The 17,030-nt window shown below is 60.7% G+C and carries 15 protein-coding genes; 2 read left to right on the forward strand and 13 right to left on the reverse strand.

Features of this window, described 5'->3' with window-relative positions:
• Position 1: 1 nt before the first annotated feature.
• Positions 2-1,900 (forward strand): ABC transporter ATP-binding protein, encoded by a 1,899-nt coding sequence (locus ACODTZ_RS00065; protein WP_489022879.1) that lies wholly within the window; start codon positions 2-4, stop codon positions 1,898-1,900.
• Positions 1,901-1,951: 51 nt separating this feature from the next.
• Entirely contained in the window at positions 1,952-2,983 is a 1,032-nt protein-coding gene (locus tag ACODTZ_RS00070) for an aldo/keto reductase (RefSeq protein WP_489022881.1), read from the forward strand.
• A 43-nt stretch (positions 2,984-3,026) separates the two neighbouring features.
• On the opposite strand, the gene ACODTZ_RS00075 is transcribed toward ACODTZ_RS00070, so the two are convergent.
• From ACODTZ_RS00075 to ACODTZ_RS00135, 13 genes are all read right to left on the reverse strand, one after another.
• Positions 3,027-4,097, reverse strand: coding sequence for an ABC transporter ATP-binding protein (locus ACODTZ_RS00075; protein ID WP_489022883.1), 1,071 nt, complete (start codon positions 4,095-4,097; stop codon positions 3,027-3,029).
• A complete protein-coding gene (locus ACODTZ_RS00080; RefSeq protein ID WP_018896480.1) occupies positions 4,094-4,921 on the reverse strand; it encodes a carbohydrate ABC transporter permease in 828 nt (275 codons plus the stop codon). Before ACODTZ_RS00080 ends, ACODTZ_RS00075 begins: the two co-directional genes overlap by 4 nt.
• On the reverse strand, positions 4,918-5,820 hold the full coding sequence (locus tag ACODTZ_RS00085) for a carbohydrate ABC transporter permease (protein WP_018896481.1): 903 nt from the start codon (positions 5,818-5,820) through the stop codon (positions 4,918-4,920). Before ACODTZ_RS00085 ends, ACODTZ_RS00080 begins: the two co-directional genes overlap by 4 nt.
• Before the next feature lie 143 nt (positions 5,821-5,963).
• Positions 5,964-7,196, reverse strand: coding sequence for an ABC transporter substrate-binding protein (locus tag ACODTZ_RS00090; protein ID WP_112983045.1), 1,233 nt, complete (start codon positions 7,194-7,196; stop codon positions 5,964-5,966).
• Between the two features lie 67 nt (positions 7,197-7,263).
• The gene (locus ACODTZ_RS00095) at positions 7,264-8,166 is read right to left on the reverse strand and encodes a sugar phosphate isomerase/epimerase family protein (protein ID WP_018896483.1); all 903 of its coding nucleotides are present in this window, start codon (positions 8,164-8,166) and stop codon (positions 7,264-7,266) included.
• A gap of 11 nt (positions 8,167-8,177) precedes the next feature.
• Positions 8,178-9,212 carry a Gfo/Idh/MocA family protein gene (locus ACODTZ_RS00100; protein ID WP_489022887.1) on the reverse strand — a complete coding sequence of 345 codons (1,035 nt, stop codon included), beginning with the start codon at positions 9,210-9,212 and terminating at the stop codon, positions 8,178-8,180.
• Positions 9,213-9,460: 248 nt separating this feature from the next.
• Complete coding sequence (locus ACODTZ_RS00105) at positions 9,461-10,714, reverse strand: glycerate kinase type-2 family protein (RefSeq protein ID WP_489022888.1); 1,254 nt, start codon at positions 10,712-10,714, stop codon at positions 9,461-9,463.
• Between the two features lie 20 nt (positions 10,715-10,734).
• Complete coding sequence (locus tag ACODTZ_RS00110; protein ID WP_489022890.1) at positions 10,735-11,772, reverse strand: substrate-binding domain-containing protein; 1,038 nt, start codon at positions 11,770-11,772, stop codon at positions 10,735-10,737.
• Positions 11,773-11,956: 184 nt separating this feature from the next.
• Positions 11,957-12,502 carry a dTDP-4-dehydrorhamnose 3,5-epimerase gene (gene rfbC, locus ACODTZ_RS00115; RefSeq protein ID WP_489022892.1) on the reverse strand — a complete coding sequence of 182 codons (546 nt, stop codon included), beginning with the start codon at positions 12,500-12,502 and terminating at the stop codon, positions 11,957-11,959.
• Between the two features lie 3 nt (positions 12,503-12,505).
• The gene (gene rfbA, locus ACODTZ_RS00120) at positions 12,506-13,384 is read right to left on the reverse strand and encodes a glucose-1-phosphate thymidylyltransferase RfbA (protein WP_047505434.1); all 879 of its coding nucleotides are present in this window, start codon (positions 13,382-13,384) and stop codon (positions 12,506-12,508) included.
• The gene (gene rfbD, locus ACODTZ_RS00125) at positions 13,381-14,277 is read right to left on the reverse strand and encodes a dTDP-4-dehydrorhamnose reductase (RefSeq protein ID WP_489022893.1); all 897 of its coding nucleotides are present in this window, start codon (positions 14,275-14,277) and stop codon (positions 13,381-13,383) included. The genes rfbA and rfbD overlap by 4 nt, the downstream gene beginning before the upstream one ends.
• Positions 14,274-15,323, reverse strand: coding sequence for a dTDP-glucose 4,6-dehydratase (gene rfbB / locus ACODTZ_RS00130; RefSeq protein ID WP_489022895.1), 1,050 nt, complete (start codon positions 15,321-15,323; stop codon positions 14,274-14,276). Before rfbB ends, rfbD begins: the two co-directional genes overlap by 4 nt.
• Before the next feature lie 50 nt (positions 15,324-15,373).
• Positions 15,374-16,813 (reverse strand): exopolysaccharide biosynthesis polyprenyl glycosylphosphotransferase, encoded by a 1,440-nt coding sequence (locus ACODTZ_RS00135; RefSeq protein ID WP_047505120.1) that lies wholly within the window; start codon positions 16,811-16,813, stop codon positions 15,374-15,376.
• Between the last annotated feature and the right edge of the window lie 217 nt (positions 16,814-17,030).

The following is a 17,030-nucleotide window of genomic DNA, read 5'->3' on the forward strand; positions in this document are numbered from 1 at the left end:
CATGGCCGAGGAAATGGAAACCGAACGCTCGGACGTTCGCGAGGATGGGCGCCGGCCGCCGCGCGCGGTGGTGGGATCACAGCGCGTCGAAGAGGAGATGTTCGGCAAGGCCTTCGACGGCAACGTCATCAAGCGGATATGGGCTTTCGTCCGGCCCTATCGGCGCGACGTGGTGCTCTCGGTCTGCGCGGTGCTGACGTTCACGCTGATGCAGCTGATGATCCCGCTGATCATCCGCTACGCGATCGACCACGGCATGCAGCAGGATGGCAGCCATTCGGCGCTGACATGGGCCGTCGTGGCCTTCCTGGTGGCGATCCTGATCAACTACGGCGCCAGCTACGCGCAGGAGACGCTGGTCGGTGGCGTGGCCGAGAATGTGCTTTTCGATATTCGCCGGCAGATGTTCTCGCATCTGCAGCGCGTCTCGCTCTCCTTCATGGACAAGACGGAGGTCGGCCGCCTGATGTCGCGCCTGCAGGGCGACGTCAATTCGATGCAGGAATTCCTGGAGACATCGGTTCTTTCGGTCGGCGACATGACGCTGCTCGTCGGCATCGTCGGCGTGATGCTCTATCTCGATCCGAAACTTGGCCTGCTGACGCTTTCTGTTTTGCCGATCCTGTTCATCGTCCGCCTCTTCTGGCTGCCGCTCGCCCGCAAATCTTTCATGGCGGCGCACGAGACCAATTCGGTGGCCAACGGCGCCTTGGCCGAAGCGATCCACGGCGTTCGCGCCGTGCAGAGCATGGACCGGCAGGGCGTGAACTTCACGCTTTACGACGACAAGGCGAAGGCGAACCTTCTTACGCATCTCACCGCGGCGCGTTACGCGCAGGTGATGGTGCCGATCGTCGATTCATTGACGGGTGTCGCCATGGCGCTGGTCATCGTCGTAGGCGGCGCGCGCGTGCTCAACCAGGCACTCGACGTCGGCGTGCTCGTGGCGTTCCTCTTCTACATCCAGCGCTTCTTCGATCCGATCCGTTCGCTCACGCTGCAATACTCCGTCATGCAGCGCGCCATGGCATCCGGCCAGCGGTTGACCGAAGTGCTCGATGTTCCGATCGACATCAAGGACGCAGCCGATGCGGTCGTTCTCTCCAAGGATATGAACGGCTCCGTCGAGTTTCGCGACGTAGTCTTTGGCTATAATCCGAAGCATCCGGTGCTTAAACATGTCTCTTTCAAGGTCAATCCGGGCGAAACGGTCGCTCTGGTCGGCCCGACCGGCTCGGGCAAGTCGAGCTGCATGTCGCTGATTCACCGCTTCTATGACGTTCAGCAGGGACAGGTGCTCGTCGGCGGCCACGATGTCCGCGCGCTGACGCAGGATTCGCTGGGCGACCAGATCGCCATGGTGCTGCAGGAGCCTTTCCTCTTCACCGGAACCGTGTTCGAAAACATCCGTTATCACAAAGCTGATGCGACGCGGGAGAAGGTCATCAAGGCAGCCAAGGCGGTCGGCGCGCATGATTTCATCATGCGCCTCCCCGAGGGATACGACAGCATGCTGGGCGAGCGCGGCGGCAATCTCTCGCTCGGGCAGCGCCAGCTTCTGTCCTTCGCGCGCGCGCTCGTGGCCGACGCCAAGATCCTGGTGCTGGACGAGGCGACGGCGAATATCGACAGCTATACGGAGATGCTGATCCAGAAGGCGCTGGTGAAATTGCTGGAGGGTCGCACCGGCCTCGTCATCGCCCACAGGCTGGCGACCATTCGCGAAGCCGACCGGATCATAGTTCTGCAAAACGGCGAGCTTGTCGAAAGCGGCAGCCACCAGCAGCTTATGGCGAACCGCAAGCTTTACGCACGGCTCTACGACCTCAACTACGCATCATTCGACGACATTCCGGAAACCGTTCTGGAAGAGACAACAGCAAGCGGATCGGCGACCTAACCTAATCGGCGATCCAGACAGAGAAACCCATTTCGACACGGAGGATGTTCAATGGATTATCGAAAGCTTGGACCAAGCGGGACAATCGTCGCGCCATACTGCCTGGGAACGATGACCTTCGGCGCGGAGGCCGATGAAGCCACCTCGCACAAGATACTCGACGACTATTTCAAATGGGGCGGCAATTTCGTCGACACCGGCGGCGTCTATAGTGCGGGCGTTTCGGAAGAGATCATCGGTCGCTGGCTGAAGGCACGGCCGACCGAGGCCCGTCAGGCGGTGATTGCCACGAAGGGGCGTTTCCCGATGGGAAACGGGCCGAATGATATCGGGCTGTCGCGGCGGCATCTGAACGTCGCGCTCGAAGATTCGCTGCGACGTCTCGGCGTCGAGCACATCGATCTCTACCAGATGCATGCTTGGGACGCCCTGACGCCGATCGAGGAGACGCTGCGTTTCCTCGATGATGCCGTTTCCAGCGGCAAGATCGGCTATTACGGCTTCTCCAATTACGTCGGCTGGCATATCGCCAAGGCAGCCGAAATCGCCAAAGCATGTGGTTACACCCGGCCGGTAACGCTGCAGCCGCAATACAGCCTGCTTGTGCGCGATATCGAACTCGAAATTGTGCCGGCCTGCCAAGATGCAGGCATGGGGCTGCTGCCATGGTCGCCTCTCGGCGGCGGATGGTTGACTGGGAAATACCGCCGCGACCAGATGCCGACGGGTGCGACCCGGCTCGGGGAAAACCCAAAGCGCGGCATGGAATCCTACGACCAGCGCAACGCGCAGGAGCGGACCTGGGACATCATCGGCGCGGTGGAGGATATCGCGAAGTCCAAGGGTTGCAGTATGGCGCAGGTAGCGCTCGCCTGGACCGCGGCGCGGCCAGCCGTGACGTCGGTCATACTCGGTGCCCGCACGACGGAGCAACTGGCGGACAACCTCGGTGCGGCGAAGATCAGCCTCTCGGACGAAGAGATGAGCCGCCTCACCGAGATAAGCGCGCCGCACCCCTTCGACTACCCTTATGGGGTCGGCGGCACGAACCAGCGTCACCGCAAGCTCGAAGGCGGACGGTAAATGATTAGGCAGCGGCGGCGCATACCGCCGCTGCCTTGTTGCTTCAGATTCGAACGCCGGTCGCGTCGTCGAACAGATGCAGCTGTGCCGGATCGATGGTCACGCCGATCGTCTCGCCGCCACGGGCGGTGCTGCGACCGGTCTCGACGATCGTCAGTTCAGGCGTCGTCGCAGCCGTGATGAAGGTGGCCGATCCAGTGGATTCGACGACGTCGACGGGGATGTCGAATGTCCCCTGCCCTGTCGCCGTGATGCCGATATGCTCCGGGCGGATACCGACGGTTACCTTGCGGCCAGGCTGCAGCTGGCGATTGCTCGGCAGCGTATGCTTGACCGTTCCAAGGTCGATTGCCAGCCCGCTTCCCTCCGCCTGCACGACACCGGGAATGAAATTCATCGCCGGCGAGCCGATGAAGCCGGCCACGAATTTGTTGGCCGGCGTGTCGTAGAGCTCCAGCGGCTTGCCCTGCTGCTCGATCACACCCTCGCGCATGACGACGACGTGGTCCGCCATGGTCATCGCCTCGATCTGGTCGTGGGTGACGTAGACGGAGGTCGCGCCGAGCCGATCGTGCAGCGCGCGGATTTCCTTGCGCATGTGAACGCGCAGCGCCGCATCGAGGTTCGACAACGGCTCATCGAACAGGAACGCCTTGGGATGACGGATGATCGCGCGGCTCATCGCCACGCGCTGGCGCTGGCCACCGGAGAGCTCGCGCGGATAGCGCTTCAGCAGGTTGGAGAGCCCGGTCGTCGCCGCGACATCGGCCGCGGCCTTCTTGGCTTCGGCCTTGGCAACGCCGCGGATGCGCAGGCTGTAGGTCAGGTTTTCCTCGACCGTCATATGCGGATAAAGCGCGTAGGATTGGAACACCATGGCGACGTCGCGCTTGCGCGGCGGCACATTGTTCATCAGCTCGCCGGCGATCTTGAGGTCACCCTCGGAGATGCTTTCAAGGCCTGCGAGCGAGCGCAGCAAGGTGGACTTGCCACAGCCCGATGGGCCGACAAGCGCCACGAAGCTGCCCTTGGCGATCTCAAGATTGATGTTCTTCAGCGCATGGAAGGCGCCATAATGCTTGTTGACGCCGCTGAGCTCGATCTGATTGGTCATTTGAGGGCTCCAGAGGTGAGGCCGGATACGATGCGGCGCTGCAAGAGAACGAAGATGGCGAGAACGGGCGTCACATACATCGTGGCGTAGGCCATGATGTTGTTCCACTCGCTGGTGTTCGGCCCCATGAAGGAATTGAGACCGACGCTGGCGGGCTGAAGCTCTGCTTCCTGGATCATCGACTTCGAATAGACGAACTCACCGAAGGCCTGCATGAAGATCAGGATCGCGCTGACGAGGATGCCGTTGCGGGCAAGCGGCAGCACGATGTTGAAGAAGGCGCCGAAGCGGGAGTTGCCGTCGACCAGCGCTGCTTCCTCAAGCTCCATCGGTACGGCCATAAAGGTGGCGCGCACGAGGACCACGAAGAAGGGCATGCTTTTTGCGGCGATGGCCAGGATCACGGCAAAGCGCGGATAGTCGAGCAAGCCGAACTGCGAGAAGCCCACGAAGATCGGCGTGATCATCAGCGATGCCGGCAGGACCTGCAGCATGAGGATGAGGAACAGGCCGATATCCACCCACATGTTGCGATAGCGCGCCAGCACATAGGCACAGCCGACGCCGAGCACGGTGATCAGCGCCACGGAACCGAAGGCGATGACGACGGAGTTCCAGAGATAACGCCCCATGTTCCGGCTTTCCCACACATAGGCGTAGGTTCCCCATTGCGGCGAGGACGGCCAGAAGCTCGGCGGATTGGCGAACATCTCGGAGCCGCTTTTGAGCGCCGTGATGTACATCCAGTAGAGCGGGAAGAGATAGATTGCCGCCAGGACGATTGCGATGAAGAGCATCAGGCGGTTGCGGTTGGTATCGCTCATCCGCGCACCTCATGTTTTGTCGACCGGACATAGACGATCGAGGCGAACATCACGAAGACGATCATGATGACGGAGATCGTGGCGCCCTTGCCGAAGTCGTATTGGCGGAAGGACAGGTCCCAGGCCCAGTATTGCGTGACGTTGGACGAATTGTTCGGCCCGCCATCTGTGATGGCCGCGAACAGGTCGAACTGCTGCAGGGTGAAGATCAAGCCGAGCGAGACGATGGCGCCGATGGTCGAGCGCATCATCGGAAGCGTGATCGTCCAGAAACGCTGCCAGGCATTGGCACCGTCGAGTTCGGCCGCCTCATAGAGGTCGCCGGGAATGGAAGAGAGGCCGACGGAGAGCAGGATCATGTTGAAGGACGTGCCGAGCCAGATATTGGCAATGACGACGGCCCAGAGCGAGAAATTGGGGTCCGAGCGCCAGAAGATGTTGGAGCTGATCAACCCGCTTTCACGCAAAATGAAGTTCAAGACGCCGAAATCGCCAGAGAGCACCCAGTTCCAGATCGCGCCGACGACGAGGCCGGGCATGACCCACGAGACGAGGAACAGGCCGCGCAGCCAGGAGGCGCCCGGAAAGTTCACCCAGAAGAACAGCGCCAGGCCGAAGCCGATCAGGAACTGGCCGGCGATGGAGCCGACGACGAACAGCACGGTATTGTAGATGATCGGCAGCGTTTCGGGCTGCTTGAACAGATCGACGTAGTTCTTGAAACCGACGAAGGGGCGCACGAAGGTCCCGAGGCTGAACATGTCGACCTCCTGGAAACTCATGACGATGTTGTAGACGAGCGGCAGGCCCGCGAGCACGAACAGGAAGATGAGCGGCAGGGTGACAAGCGTGATGTCGAACCCGCGGCCATCGGTGATGCTGGAAAATAGCCTCTTCATGGATACCCCTTAAGCTCCGAACGGGGCTGCCTGGCGCTTGCGCGGAAGACAGCCCCTGCCGGGAGGAAACGGTGGGATGGCGAAAACGCCATTGGGGTCGGACAGGCGGAGCGCGTCGCGCACGCTCCGCTTGCCCTGATATGTCACTCTTCGACGGCCTTGATCTTCTCGGCGGCCTGATCAAGCGCATCCTTCGGCGTCGCCTGGCCGGTCAGTGCGGCCTGGATCGCATCCTGGATTGCCTTGGAGATCTTCGGCCATTCCGGCGAAGGACCGCGCGGCTGGGCATATTTCAGCTGCTCGACGAAGGTCTTCAGCGCATCGTCCTTCAGCTTGTTGCCAGTCGGCGGGATAGCGATGTCGGAGCGAGCCGGCAGCTGGCCGAACTTCTGGTACATCGTGTCGTCCTTCGAAGCGAAGAACTCAAGCGCCTTGAAGGCTTCAGCCGGATGCTTGGAACTGGAGAAGATCGCCCAGTTGTAGTCGCCCATTGCCGAAGACCGCGTCGCGCCTTCCTGCGGAACCGGCAACAGCGCCGTGCCCCAGTCGAACTTGGCGTCCGTCAGCATGCGGTCGATTTCCCACGGGCCGGAGATGGCCATGGCCGCGTTGCCGGCGTTGAATGTGGCGGTCGCGTCCCACTGGCTGCGGGTCAGCGTATCGGGAGAAGCAAGCTTCTCGTCCATGATCTGCTTCCAGACCGTCAGCGCCTTCACGGCGCCATCAGCGTTGATCGTCTTGTAGGTCGCGCCGCCCATCTGCGCCCATGGCAGGAACTGGAAGGTGCCTTCCTCGTTGGCCTTTGCCGAGAAGGTCAGGCCGTAGACGTTCTTCGACGGATCGGTGAGCTTCTTGGCGTCCGCAACGAGCTCATCCCAGGTCTGCGGCGGCTTTTCCGGATCGAGACCGGCGGCCTTGAACATGTCCTTGTTGTAGTAGAGCGCGATCGTGTTGGTCGCCTTCGGCACGCCGTAGAGCTTGCCGTCCCAGGTGGCGGACTTCAGCGGTCCGGGGAAATAGTTCTCAGGCTTGATGACGGTCGACTTGGCGATCATGTCGGTCAGGTCGAGAAACGCCTTGCGGGCAGCGAACATCGCGTGGTTCGGGTTGTCGATGGCGATGATATCCGGCGCCTTGCCGGTCGAGAACGCGCGCATCGATTCGCTGACAACGTCGTCGAACTGGATCTGGCGGTATTCGATCTTGATGCCGTTGTTCTGATCGTTGAATTCCTTGATCAGGTTCGGCGCCGGCTGAATGTCGCGGTCGAGCGACCAGAGGGTCAGGGTGACGTCTTCGGCCTTGGCGGCTAGGCCGAAGAGCGACACGCCCGCCAGCGCAAGTGCGCCGATCATTGCAAATTTACGGATAGCCATGGTTCTCCTCCTTTGTGGTTATCCTAGATCGTAGGCCGGCAATTCCTCCTTGCCGGCCGCGATATCATCAAACCGGATCGACGACGAAATCGCCGCCCCGGGCATGCTTCAAATGGTTCAGCGCATGAACCTGGCCGGTCATCTCGAGCGCGTCGCGATAGACCGGATCGTGCCAACCTTCAATGTCGATGGATCCCGACCAGCCGGCGAGGCGCAGTTCCGAAATGATGTCCGTCCAGTTGCTGTCGCCGAATCCCGGCGTGCGCATGAACACAAACTTCTCCTTACCGAAGATGCCATGCTCCTTGATGACATCCCAACGGATCGTTGCATCCTTACCGTGAACGTGGAAAATTTTCGACGCCCACTTGCGGATCTGCGGCAACGGCTCGATCAGATAGACCATCTGATGGCACGGCTCCCATTCGATGCCGATGTTATCATCAGGCGTCTCGTTGAAGATCAGCTCCCAGGCATCCGGATTGTGCGCGATATTCCAGTCGCCCGTCTGCCAATTGCCATCCATCGCGCAATTTTCGAAGGCGATCTTGACGCCCTTGTCGGCGGCGCGCTTGGCAAGCTCGCTCCAGATTTCCTTGTAGCGCGGCAGGCTGTCGGTCAGCACCTTGCCACGAATACGGCCGGTGAAGCCGGCAACGCAGGTGGCGCCAAAGTGGTGCGCGTTGTCGATGCAATCCTTCCAGCCCTGGAGCGTGTCGAGATCGATATCGGTGGTTTCGAGCGGGTTGCCGAACATGCCGAGCGTCGAGATCGTGATATCGCGGTCGCCGATGGCGTCGACGCAGCGCTTTCCGAGCTCGGCAAGGTTCTGGCCGTTGGTCGTCTGCCAGAAGAAGGGTTCGAAGCTTTCGAAGCCCATATCGGCGATCTGGCCGATCCGCTTGTCGGCGCCGCCCTTGGAGGCGCTGACCATGGTTCCGATACGAATGGACTTGGCGGGGTTGCTCACAATCTCAATCCTTATGCTGAAATTTCGATACGCTTGCCGGTCTTGGCGCTTTCGATCGCGCCGAAGACCATGGCGAGGCTTCTGATGTTGTCGGAACTTGCTGTTTCCGGGCGCTTGCCCGTCTTGATCGCCTCGACGAAGCTCGCGATCACGCTGGCGTGGCCATGCGTCTCTTCGTCATGTTCAGGCGCCGGGACCTCGACCGGCGTGAAGCCGTGCAGCAGACCGGGCTCGCTTCCAGCGGTCGCGGCCTTGAAGCCCTCTTCGCCATCCCAGGTTAGCATTCCCTTGGAGCCGACGAGGCGCCACTGGCTTTCCCAGCTTGTGCGCTCGCCTTCGGCACACCAGGAACCGCGATAGGTGAAGACCACGTCATCAGCGAATTCGAAAGTCGCGTTGGCGGAAGCGCCGTGCTGATACCAGGAACCCTTCGGATTGCGCTCGACGCAGTAGACGGCGAGCGGCTTCTTGTCGGCGACGAAGCGCGCGGCATCGAAGGTGTGGATCGCCATGTCGAGCAGCAGCACGTTCTGCATCTCTTCGCGGAAGCCGCCGAAATGCGGCGCCAGGAAGAAATCGCAATGGATGCCGGTGATATCGCCGATCGCACCACTTTCGACGAAACGGCGCATGCGGCGAACGCCCGAGATGAAGCGGCGGTTCTGGATGATAGCGTGGACCTTGCCGGTTTCGGCGGCAAGATCGATGAGAGCAGCCCCTTCGGCAAGCGAGGTTGCCATCGGCTTTTCGCTCAGCACATGGCAGCCGGCCTTGAGCGCCGTCGACACCACGTTGAAGCGCGCGGTCGGGATGACCACGTCGAAGACGATGTCGGCTTTGGATTTTGCGATGACGTCGGCGAGATCCGTGCCGATCACGGCACCGCTCAAACCAAACTCCTGGGCGAGCTTTTCAGCCGCCGCAGGATTGACGTCGACGAGGCCCTTGACCTCGATCTCGGCTGCAAGAGCCGGGGTTTCCTTCATGGCGCGCAACCAGCCCTTGGACATGGCTCCGCAACCGCAGAGAACGGCATTCAATGTCACGATTTCCTCCCGTGGACAGTCTCTGGCTTTCCTCCCGAAACTTGTCCCGTAAACGTTTACGATACTAAGCGGAAACGTTTCTCGCTGTCAATCCCACGCGATCAGACAAAAAATGCTGCGGAAAACATCTGTAAATGCGGGGCCTTAGGGCCGGCTGCGCCGCAGCGCAGCACGAAAAAATTTCGCGCTATTTTGCGCCCGCGTTCCGGCGGGAACGCAGGTTGCCAGATCAGATTTCGATTCTTCTGTTAGCGGATCAGGATCGCGCGGAAATCATTGACATTGGTTCCCGTCGGGCCCGTCTCGAACAGGTCACCAATGGCAGCGAAGCCGCTATAGCTATCATTGCCATCGAGAAGACGGCGCGGATCGAGACCGGCGGCGCGTAATCGGTCGACCGTCTTCCCATCCACGAAGGCGCCGGCGTTGTCTTCCGACCCATCGATACCATCGGTATCGGCGGCGAGCACATGCATGTCGTGGCCCTGGATCGCCAGCGCCAGCGCGAGCGCGAACTCGCCGTTGCGCCCGCCCTTCCCGCCCTTGCCTCGGAGCGTCACCGTCGTTTCCCCACCGGAGAGGATAACGACCGGCCTTTTGAACGGCCGGTCTTTGGCGAGGACCTCGCGGGCGATCGCCGCGTGCACCGAAGCGACATCGCGCGATTCGCCCTCGATGGAATCCGACAGGATGGCGGCTTCCACCCCGTGCGATCTGGCAAGCGCTGCCGCGGCCTCTAGCGAAACACCGGCCGAGGCGATCACATGATGCTCGTGGCGGCCGAACACCGGATCATCCGGGCTCGGCGCATCGGCAGCCGGCGTGGCAAGGAAATCGAGCGCCGCCTGCGGCAGCGGCATCTTGTATTGCGCGATGATGTCAAGCGCATCGTGCCGCGTCGAGCGATCCGGAACCGTCGGACCGGAAGCGACATAAGCAGGATTGTCGCCGGGGATATCCGACACGACCATGCTGACAACACGCGCCTTTGTGGCCGCCGCCAGCCTGCCGCCCTTGATCGTCGATAGATGCTTGCGCACCACGTTCATCGCGGAGATCGGCGCGCCCGAGGCGAGCAGGATCTCGTTCATGGCAATCTCGTCTTCGAGCGTCAGCCCCTCCGGCGGCGACGGCAGCAGGGCGGACCCTCCCCCGCAGATCAGCGCGATGACGAGATCGTCCTCGCCAAGCCCCCTCACGGCGTCCATCAACCGCTTCGAAGCCACGAGGCCGGCGCGATCAGGAACGGGATGCGAGGCTTCAAGGATCTCGATGTTTCGGGTTTCGCAGCCATAGCCATAACGCGTTACCACAACACCCTCGAGCGGCCCGTCCCAGACACCCTCAAGCGCCTGCGCCATCTGTGCCGCGCCCTTTCCGGCGCCGATCACAACCGTTCGGCCTTTCGGCTTGGCTGGAAGATAGGCTGTTATGCCTGTCAACGGATCAGCTGCCTTGACAGCGGCGGAGAAGAGATCTTTGAGGAATTCGCGCGGTTGCATGGGCTGGCTTTCGAGAAAATTCAGATGTTGAGACTGAAGGCATCGCTCTCGCCCGCGACGAGTTCGAGCGGCCAAATCGTGTTGCGCGCGCCACCAGGATAGAAATCCGCGTAGGCGGGCATGGTCGCGAGCAGCGTTTCCGCAAGCTCGGCGCCAAGATCGCGTAGCGACATCCGGAAACATGTCAGTGCCGGCTGCAGGAACCTGGCGCGCGGCTCCTCGCGAAAGCCGATGACGGCGAGATCCCGGCCGGGAATGATACCCGCCTCGACCATGCGCCGGTAGAGCCCGATCGCCATCAGTTCGTAGATCAGAATGATCGCCGTCGGCCGTGGATCAAGGCGGATGAGCTCGTGACCGGCCTGATATCCGCCCTGCTCGCTCGACTTCGCGCGAATGACGAGTTCGGGATCATAGGCGATGCCGTGACGTTCCAGCGAGCGGCGGTAGGCATCGAGGAAGATATAGCCGAGATTGACGTCGCTCGATGGAACCGCGATCGCGATCCGTCGATGCCCCTTGGTCACCAGCCGATCGACGGCCGAGGCCGCGACGCCTTCGAAATCAAGGTCGATCCAGCTGTAATTGCCGCCGGACGAACTGCGGCCGAGCGCGACGAAGGGGATCTTCGCCTTGGCCAGGAAATCGATGCGCTTGTCGATGCGCTGCGTGGCGGAAATGATCAGTGCATCGACAACACGACGCGCCACCATGCGCTTCAGATATTCCTGCGGGTCCTCGTCATTCGGGCAAGGCAGCATGATAAGGTCGAGCTTGTGGCGCGAAAGCACGCTCTGCAAGCCGCCTGTCAGGCCAAGGAAGAAGTTGTCGGCGTTTTCGACCGTTTCCTTGCTGGACTCGATCATCAGGCCGATGACGTTGGTCGTACCCTGCCGCAGGCTTCGGCCCGACTGGTTCGCGACATAGCCAAGCTCTTCGGCCGCCGCCAGCACGCGCTTGCGGGTCTCCTCATTCACATCCGGTTTGCCATTCAGCGCCCGCGACACGGTCCCGATCGAAATATCGAGATGCTTGGCCAGTTGGCGAATTCCCCTCATTCCGACAATCGTCCTCCCAGTGGCGATGGCTAGCCGACCTTATGTGACACACCAAAACCGATCCGGAAAGGACCAAGGGCAACGATATGTGGTGGAGCGGGAGACGGCAGGCCGATGATCGGCAACTTTCGCGCCTCGTCTGAGCTCTGCCTACTAAAGATGCGGCGATAGTCGCTAAACGCCGTTACGGAAAAAGATCCGCATCTTTCATAAGCGGCGCCTGCGCGTCCTTGGATGAAAGGGTGGGGGTTGTCTCTATCGGCCAGGCGACGTTCACCGTCGGGTCGTTCCAGATGATGGCGCGCTCATGTTGCGGCGAGTAGAAATCAGTCGTCTTGTAGAGAAATTGCGCGGTTTCGGACAGAACCACGAAGCCGTGCGCGAAGCCCGGCGGGATATAGAGCTGGCGCCTGTTGTCCGCCGACAGGATTTCACCAACCCATTGCCCGAAGGTCGGCGAGGATCGCCGCAGATCCACGGACACGTCGAAGACCTCGCCCTCGACCACCCGAACGAGCTTTCCCTGGGCTTGGCTGATCTGGTAGTGCAGCCCGCGCAGTACGCCTTTGGCGGACTTGGAGTGATTGTCCTGAACGAATGAAACCTCGGCCCCGGCCGCTTCGTTGAAGCGGGCCTGGTTAAAGCTCTCGAAAAAGAAGCCGCGTTCATCGCCATAGACGGTGGGCTCAATCAGCAGGACGTCAGGAATTGCCAGCGAAGAGACTTTCATCGGTCAGCCTGCCTCCGCCAGAAGTCGCATCAGGTATTTCCCATATCCGTTCTTGCAGAGCGGCGCGGCCAGTTGCTCCAACTGGCGGCCGGTGATCCAACCGTTGCGAAACGCGATTTCCTCGGGGCAGGATACTTTCAGCCCCTGGCGCCGTTCCAGCGTCGAGATGAATTGCCCGGCGTCGAGCAGTGAATCATGCGTTCCCGTATCCAGCCAGGCGTAGCCGCGGCCCATGATCTCGACGGTCAGGCTGCCATCCTCGAGATAGCGCCGGTTCAGATCGGTGATCTCGAGTTCGCCGCGCGGCGAAGGGCGTAGCGACTTGGCGAATTCGACGGCGCGTTCATCGTAGAAATAGAGGCCCGTCACCGCGTAATTCGATTTCGGTTCCGCCGGCTTTTCCTCGATCGAGACCGCCCTGAAGCGCCTGTCGAATTCGACGACGCCATAACGCTCCGGATCGAGCACGTGATAGGCGAAGACCGTCGCGCCGCGATCGACAGACATGCCGCTCGCGAGGAGGATCGGCAGGTCATGGCCGTAGAAGATGTTGTCGCCGAGCACGAGCGCCGACGGCGAGCCATCGAGGAACTTCTCGCCGATGATGAAGGCCTGCGCCAGGCCATCGGGCGATGGCTGTTCGGCGTAGGAAAACTTGACGCCCCAGGCACTGCCGTCCCCCAGCAGTTGCTCGAAGCGAGGAATATCGAGCGGTGTGGAGATGATCAGGATGTCGCGGATGCCGGCCAGCATCAGTGTGCTGAGTGGATAATAGATCATCGGCTTGTCGAAGACAGGCAGCAACTGCTTGCTCATGGCAAGCGTCGCCGGATGAAGACGTGTGCCGGATCCACCGGCGAGAATGATGCCTTTTCGGGTCACAGCGCCCACCCCCGTTCCTTCAATTGATCAAGTACGCGATCGACATGCACCGTCCATTCGGGCAGGGTCAGCCCAAGGGCGGAACTCAAAGCATCCGTGTTGAGCGACGAATTGCGCGGCCGCGCGGCAGGCCGCGGAAACTCCTCGGTCGTGATTGCTTCGATATCGGCAGGATCGACCGCCGATACGAAGCCGATCTCGATCGCCCTCTGGACGATGTGCCGGGCGAGCCCGTGCCAGCTTGTTCGCCCCGATGCGGTCAAGTGATATGTCCCGTCGGCGATCCCACCGTGCCGGTTCGCGGCAATTGCAAGTGCCGTGACATCGGCGAGCAGCTCGACCGCCGTCGGAGCCCCGAACTGGTCCGCGACGATCTGCAGGTTCGGACGCTCGCGCGCCAGGCGCAGAATGGTCTTCACGAAATTCGTGCCATCGACCGAGACGACCCAGCTGGTACGAAACAGCAAATGTCGGCAGCCGGACTCGGCGATCGCCAACTCGCCGGCGCGTTTTGACTGGCCGTAGACATTCAACGGATGCGTCTCGTCGCTCTCGCGATAGGGCGTCTCCTGTCTGCCGTCGAAGACATAGTCCGTCGAATAGTGAACCAACAACGCGTCGCACCGGCGGGCGTAATCCGCTAACGCCTTCACGGCCTGGTGGTTTGCCCGAAACGCCGCGTCGGCATTCGTTTCGGCAAGATCGACCTGCGTATACGCCGCCGCATTGACGATGATATCAGGGCGGACGGCATCCAGACGCGCTGCGATCGCCTCTGGATTGTCGAGATCAAACTCGTCGCGCGCGAAGGCTACGAGACTGCCGAATTGGAGCAGCGTGCGCTGAAGTCCGCGTCCCAGTTGCCCGTTTTTTCCAAGAAGCAGCACGGTCATGCGTATTGCTTCTCCACCCAGTTGCGGTAGCTGCCTGAGGTCACGTTCTCGACCCAATCGGCATTGTCGAGATACCATCGGACGGTCTTGCGAATGCCGCTCTCGAAGGTCTCGGCCGGACGCCAGCCGAGCTCGACCTCGATCTTGCGTGCATCGATCGCGTAGCGCCGGTCGTGCCCAGGGCGATCGGTGACGAAGGCGATTTGCTCGCCGTATTTCTTGCCATCAGGCCGCGGCTGGAGCTCGTCAAGTACCGCACAGAGCGTGGTGACGACATGAAGGTTGGCGCGCTCGTTCCAACCGCCGATATTGTAGGTTTCGCCCAGACGCCCCGCCTCCAGCACCCGACGGATCGCGCTGCAGTGGTCTTTCACATAAAGCCAATCACGTATCTGCATGCCATCGCCATAGATCGGCAGGGGGCGACCTTTCAGCGCGTTGTGGATCACCAGCGGAATGAGCTTTTCCGGGAAATGCAGCGGACCATAATTGTTGGAGCAGTTGGTCGTAACGACCGGAAGGCCGTAAGTATGGAAATAGGCGCGAACCAGATGGTCGCTCGCCGCCTTGCTGGCGGAGTACGGGCTGTTCGGCCGGTAGCTGGTTTCCTCATTGAACGCTGGATCATCGGCGCTCAGCGTCCCGAAGACCTCGTCGGTCGAAACGTGCAGGAAGCGGAAATCTGATTTGGTCTGGAGGCCACCCCAATAGGCGCGTGCTGCTTCCAGCAGACGAAACGTACCGAGAATGTTGGTCTGGATGAAATCTTCCGGCCCGTGGATCGACCGGTCCACATGGCTTTCGGCCGCGAAATTGACGACCGCCCGGGGTTTGTGGCGCGCAAAGAGATCGCTGAGAAGCGCTGCGTCGCCAATGTTGCCATGCACGAAGATATGGCGCGGATCGTTCTCGAGAGACCGCAGGTTATTCAGATTGCCGGCATAGGTCAGCGCATCGAGATTGACGGCCGGCTCGTCGTGCTCCGCCAGCCAATCCAGCACAAAGTTCGAGCCAATGAAGCCGGCTCCCCCAGTTACAAGTATCATCGCCTACGCACCTCTCAACCAACGCAAACACCAGGATTGACGACGAAATTTCAGTAGACGTTGCTCCGATCCTGCAAGCCGATCGCCGTCATCACGACGATCCTGAGATCCAGCCACAACGACCAATTGTTGATGTACCAAATGTCGTGCCGCACCCGGTCCGCCATACGGTCGACCGTGGGGGTCTCGCCCCTGTGCCCATTGATCTGCGCCCAGCCTGTCAGGCCTGGCTTCACATGCCGGCGAGAGGCGTATTGGGCGATCAGCGTTCCATAGAGATCGTCATGCGCGAGAGCATGCGGGCGCGGGCCGACCACGGACATCTCACCGCGCAGTACGTTCCAGAACTGCGGCAGTTCATCGATGCTCGTTGAGCGGATGAAGGCGCCGACGCGGGTGACGCGCGGATCGTTGCGTGTCGCCTGGCGAATATCGCCGGAATCTTCCATGACAGTCATGCTGCGGAACTTCAGGATCCTGAACGGCTTTCCATTATGCCCCTTGCGGCACTGCATGAAGAAGACGGGACCACGGCTGTCGAACTTGATGGCGATCGCCACGAGGACGCAGAGCGGAAGGGTTACGGTCAGCGCGCCGATCGAAAAGCCGATATCGAACAAGCGCTTCACGATGCGCTCGACCAGGCCGAGCGGTGGACGATGGATCTGGAATGCCCGGTTCTCGCCGATATCCTGGGCAAAACCCTGGGCGATATCGCCAACAAGACCGGAGAACATCACGCTGACCGGTACGCAGAACTCACGCAACGCCGAGAGGCATTCTTCGAGAACAGCGGCGTTGGCATAGTCGCCCCAGACAACCAGAACCTCATCGACATCAGCGATGCCGTTTTTCTGAAGCTTTTCATGCAGCAGGTAAGGAGGCTCATCGACGCCGCGGAGGTGCATCGTATGTTTGATGGACAAGCCGCCAAGCGCAGCCTTGTGGATGAGAGGCTCAACCGGCGTGGAATCGGGGCAGATCAACAACACGCGCCTGGTCGGAAAAGCTGCATGAGCGACCGCGCGGTTCAGGTAAGAGTACCATACCAGCCGCAGCGTCGTCAGTGCGCCAAACGACAGCACGGCTGCGGAGATTATCGCGCCACGCGACACCATCGTGCCAATTTTCAGGAAAAAGACAATCGCAAGAAGAAACGCAACGACCGCTGGCAGAAACGTGCAAACAATTGCCATCTGTCTGCGAAACGACAGGAGCCCGGCCGGGCGATAGGCGTGGGCACCGCCCATCGCAAGAACGAAAGCGGTCGCGACAAGCAGGCCAATGCCAGCATATCGTGACAGGTCGTCATCCATCCCCAAGAATACTTGCTCATAAAGCATGTATCCTCCGGCGCTCGCGAAGAATAATACCGCGAAATCGAGGATAGCCGCAACGTAAGTGGTCGCGACAGCATTGAAGCTAAACCACCGTCGATCATTTCTGGCTGAAAGCCGCACGCTCCAGCTGTGTTCCACTGGCATGGTCATAACGTTTATCCTCAACCCGCCAGTCTAGTTAACACAAGATTAATACGCCCAACAATTCGCCCAGGATTACTCCTTATTTAGTATTTTAAAGTAGGAATGCGTTTCGTGTGACATTCTTTTCGATTATACGACTTGGCGTTGGAGTAAATCCTCAGAAATACAAACCAAGAGTAGGCGCTTTAGATGCCCACAAATGTCGACCGCGCCGGTAGTATAA

It is taken from the genome of Rhizobium sp. FG113 (genome assembly GCF_057809895.1).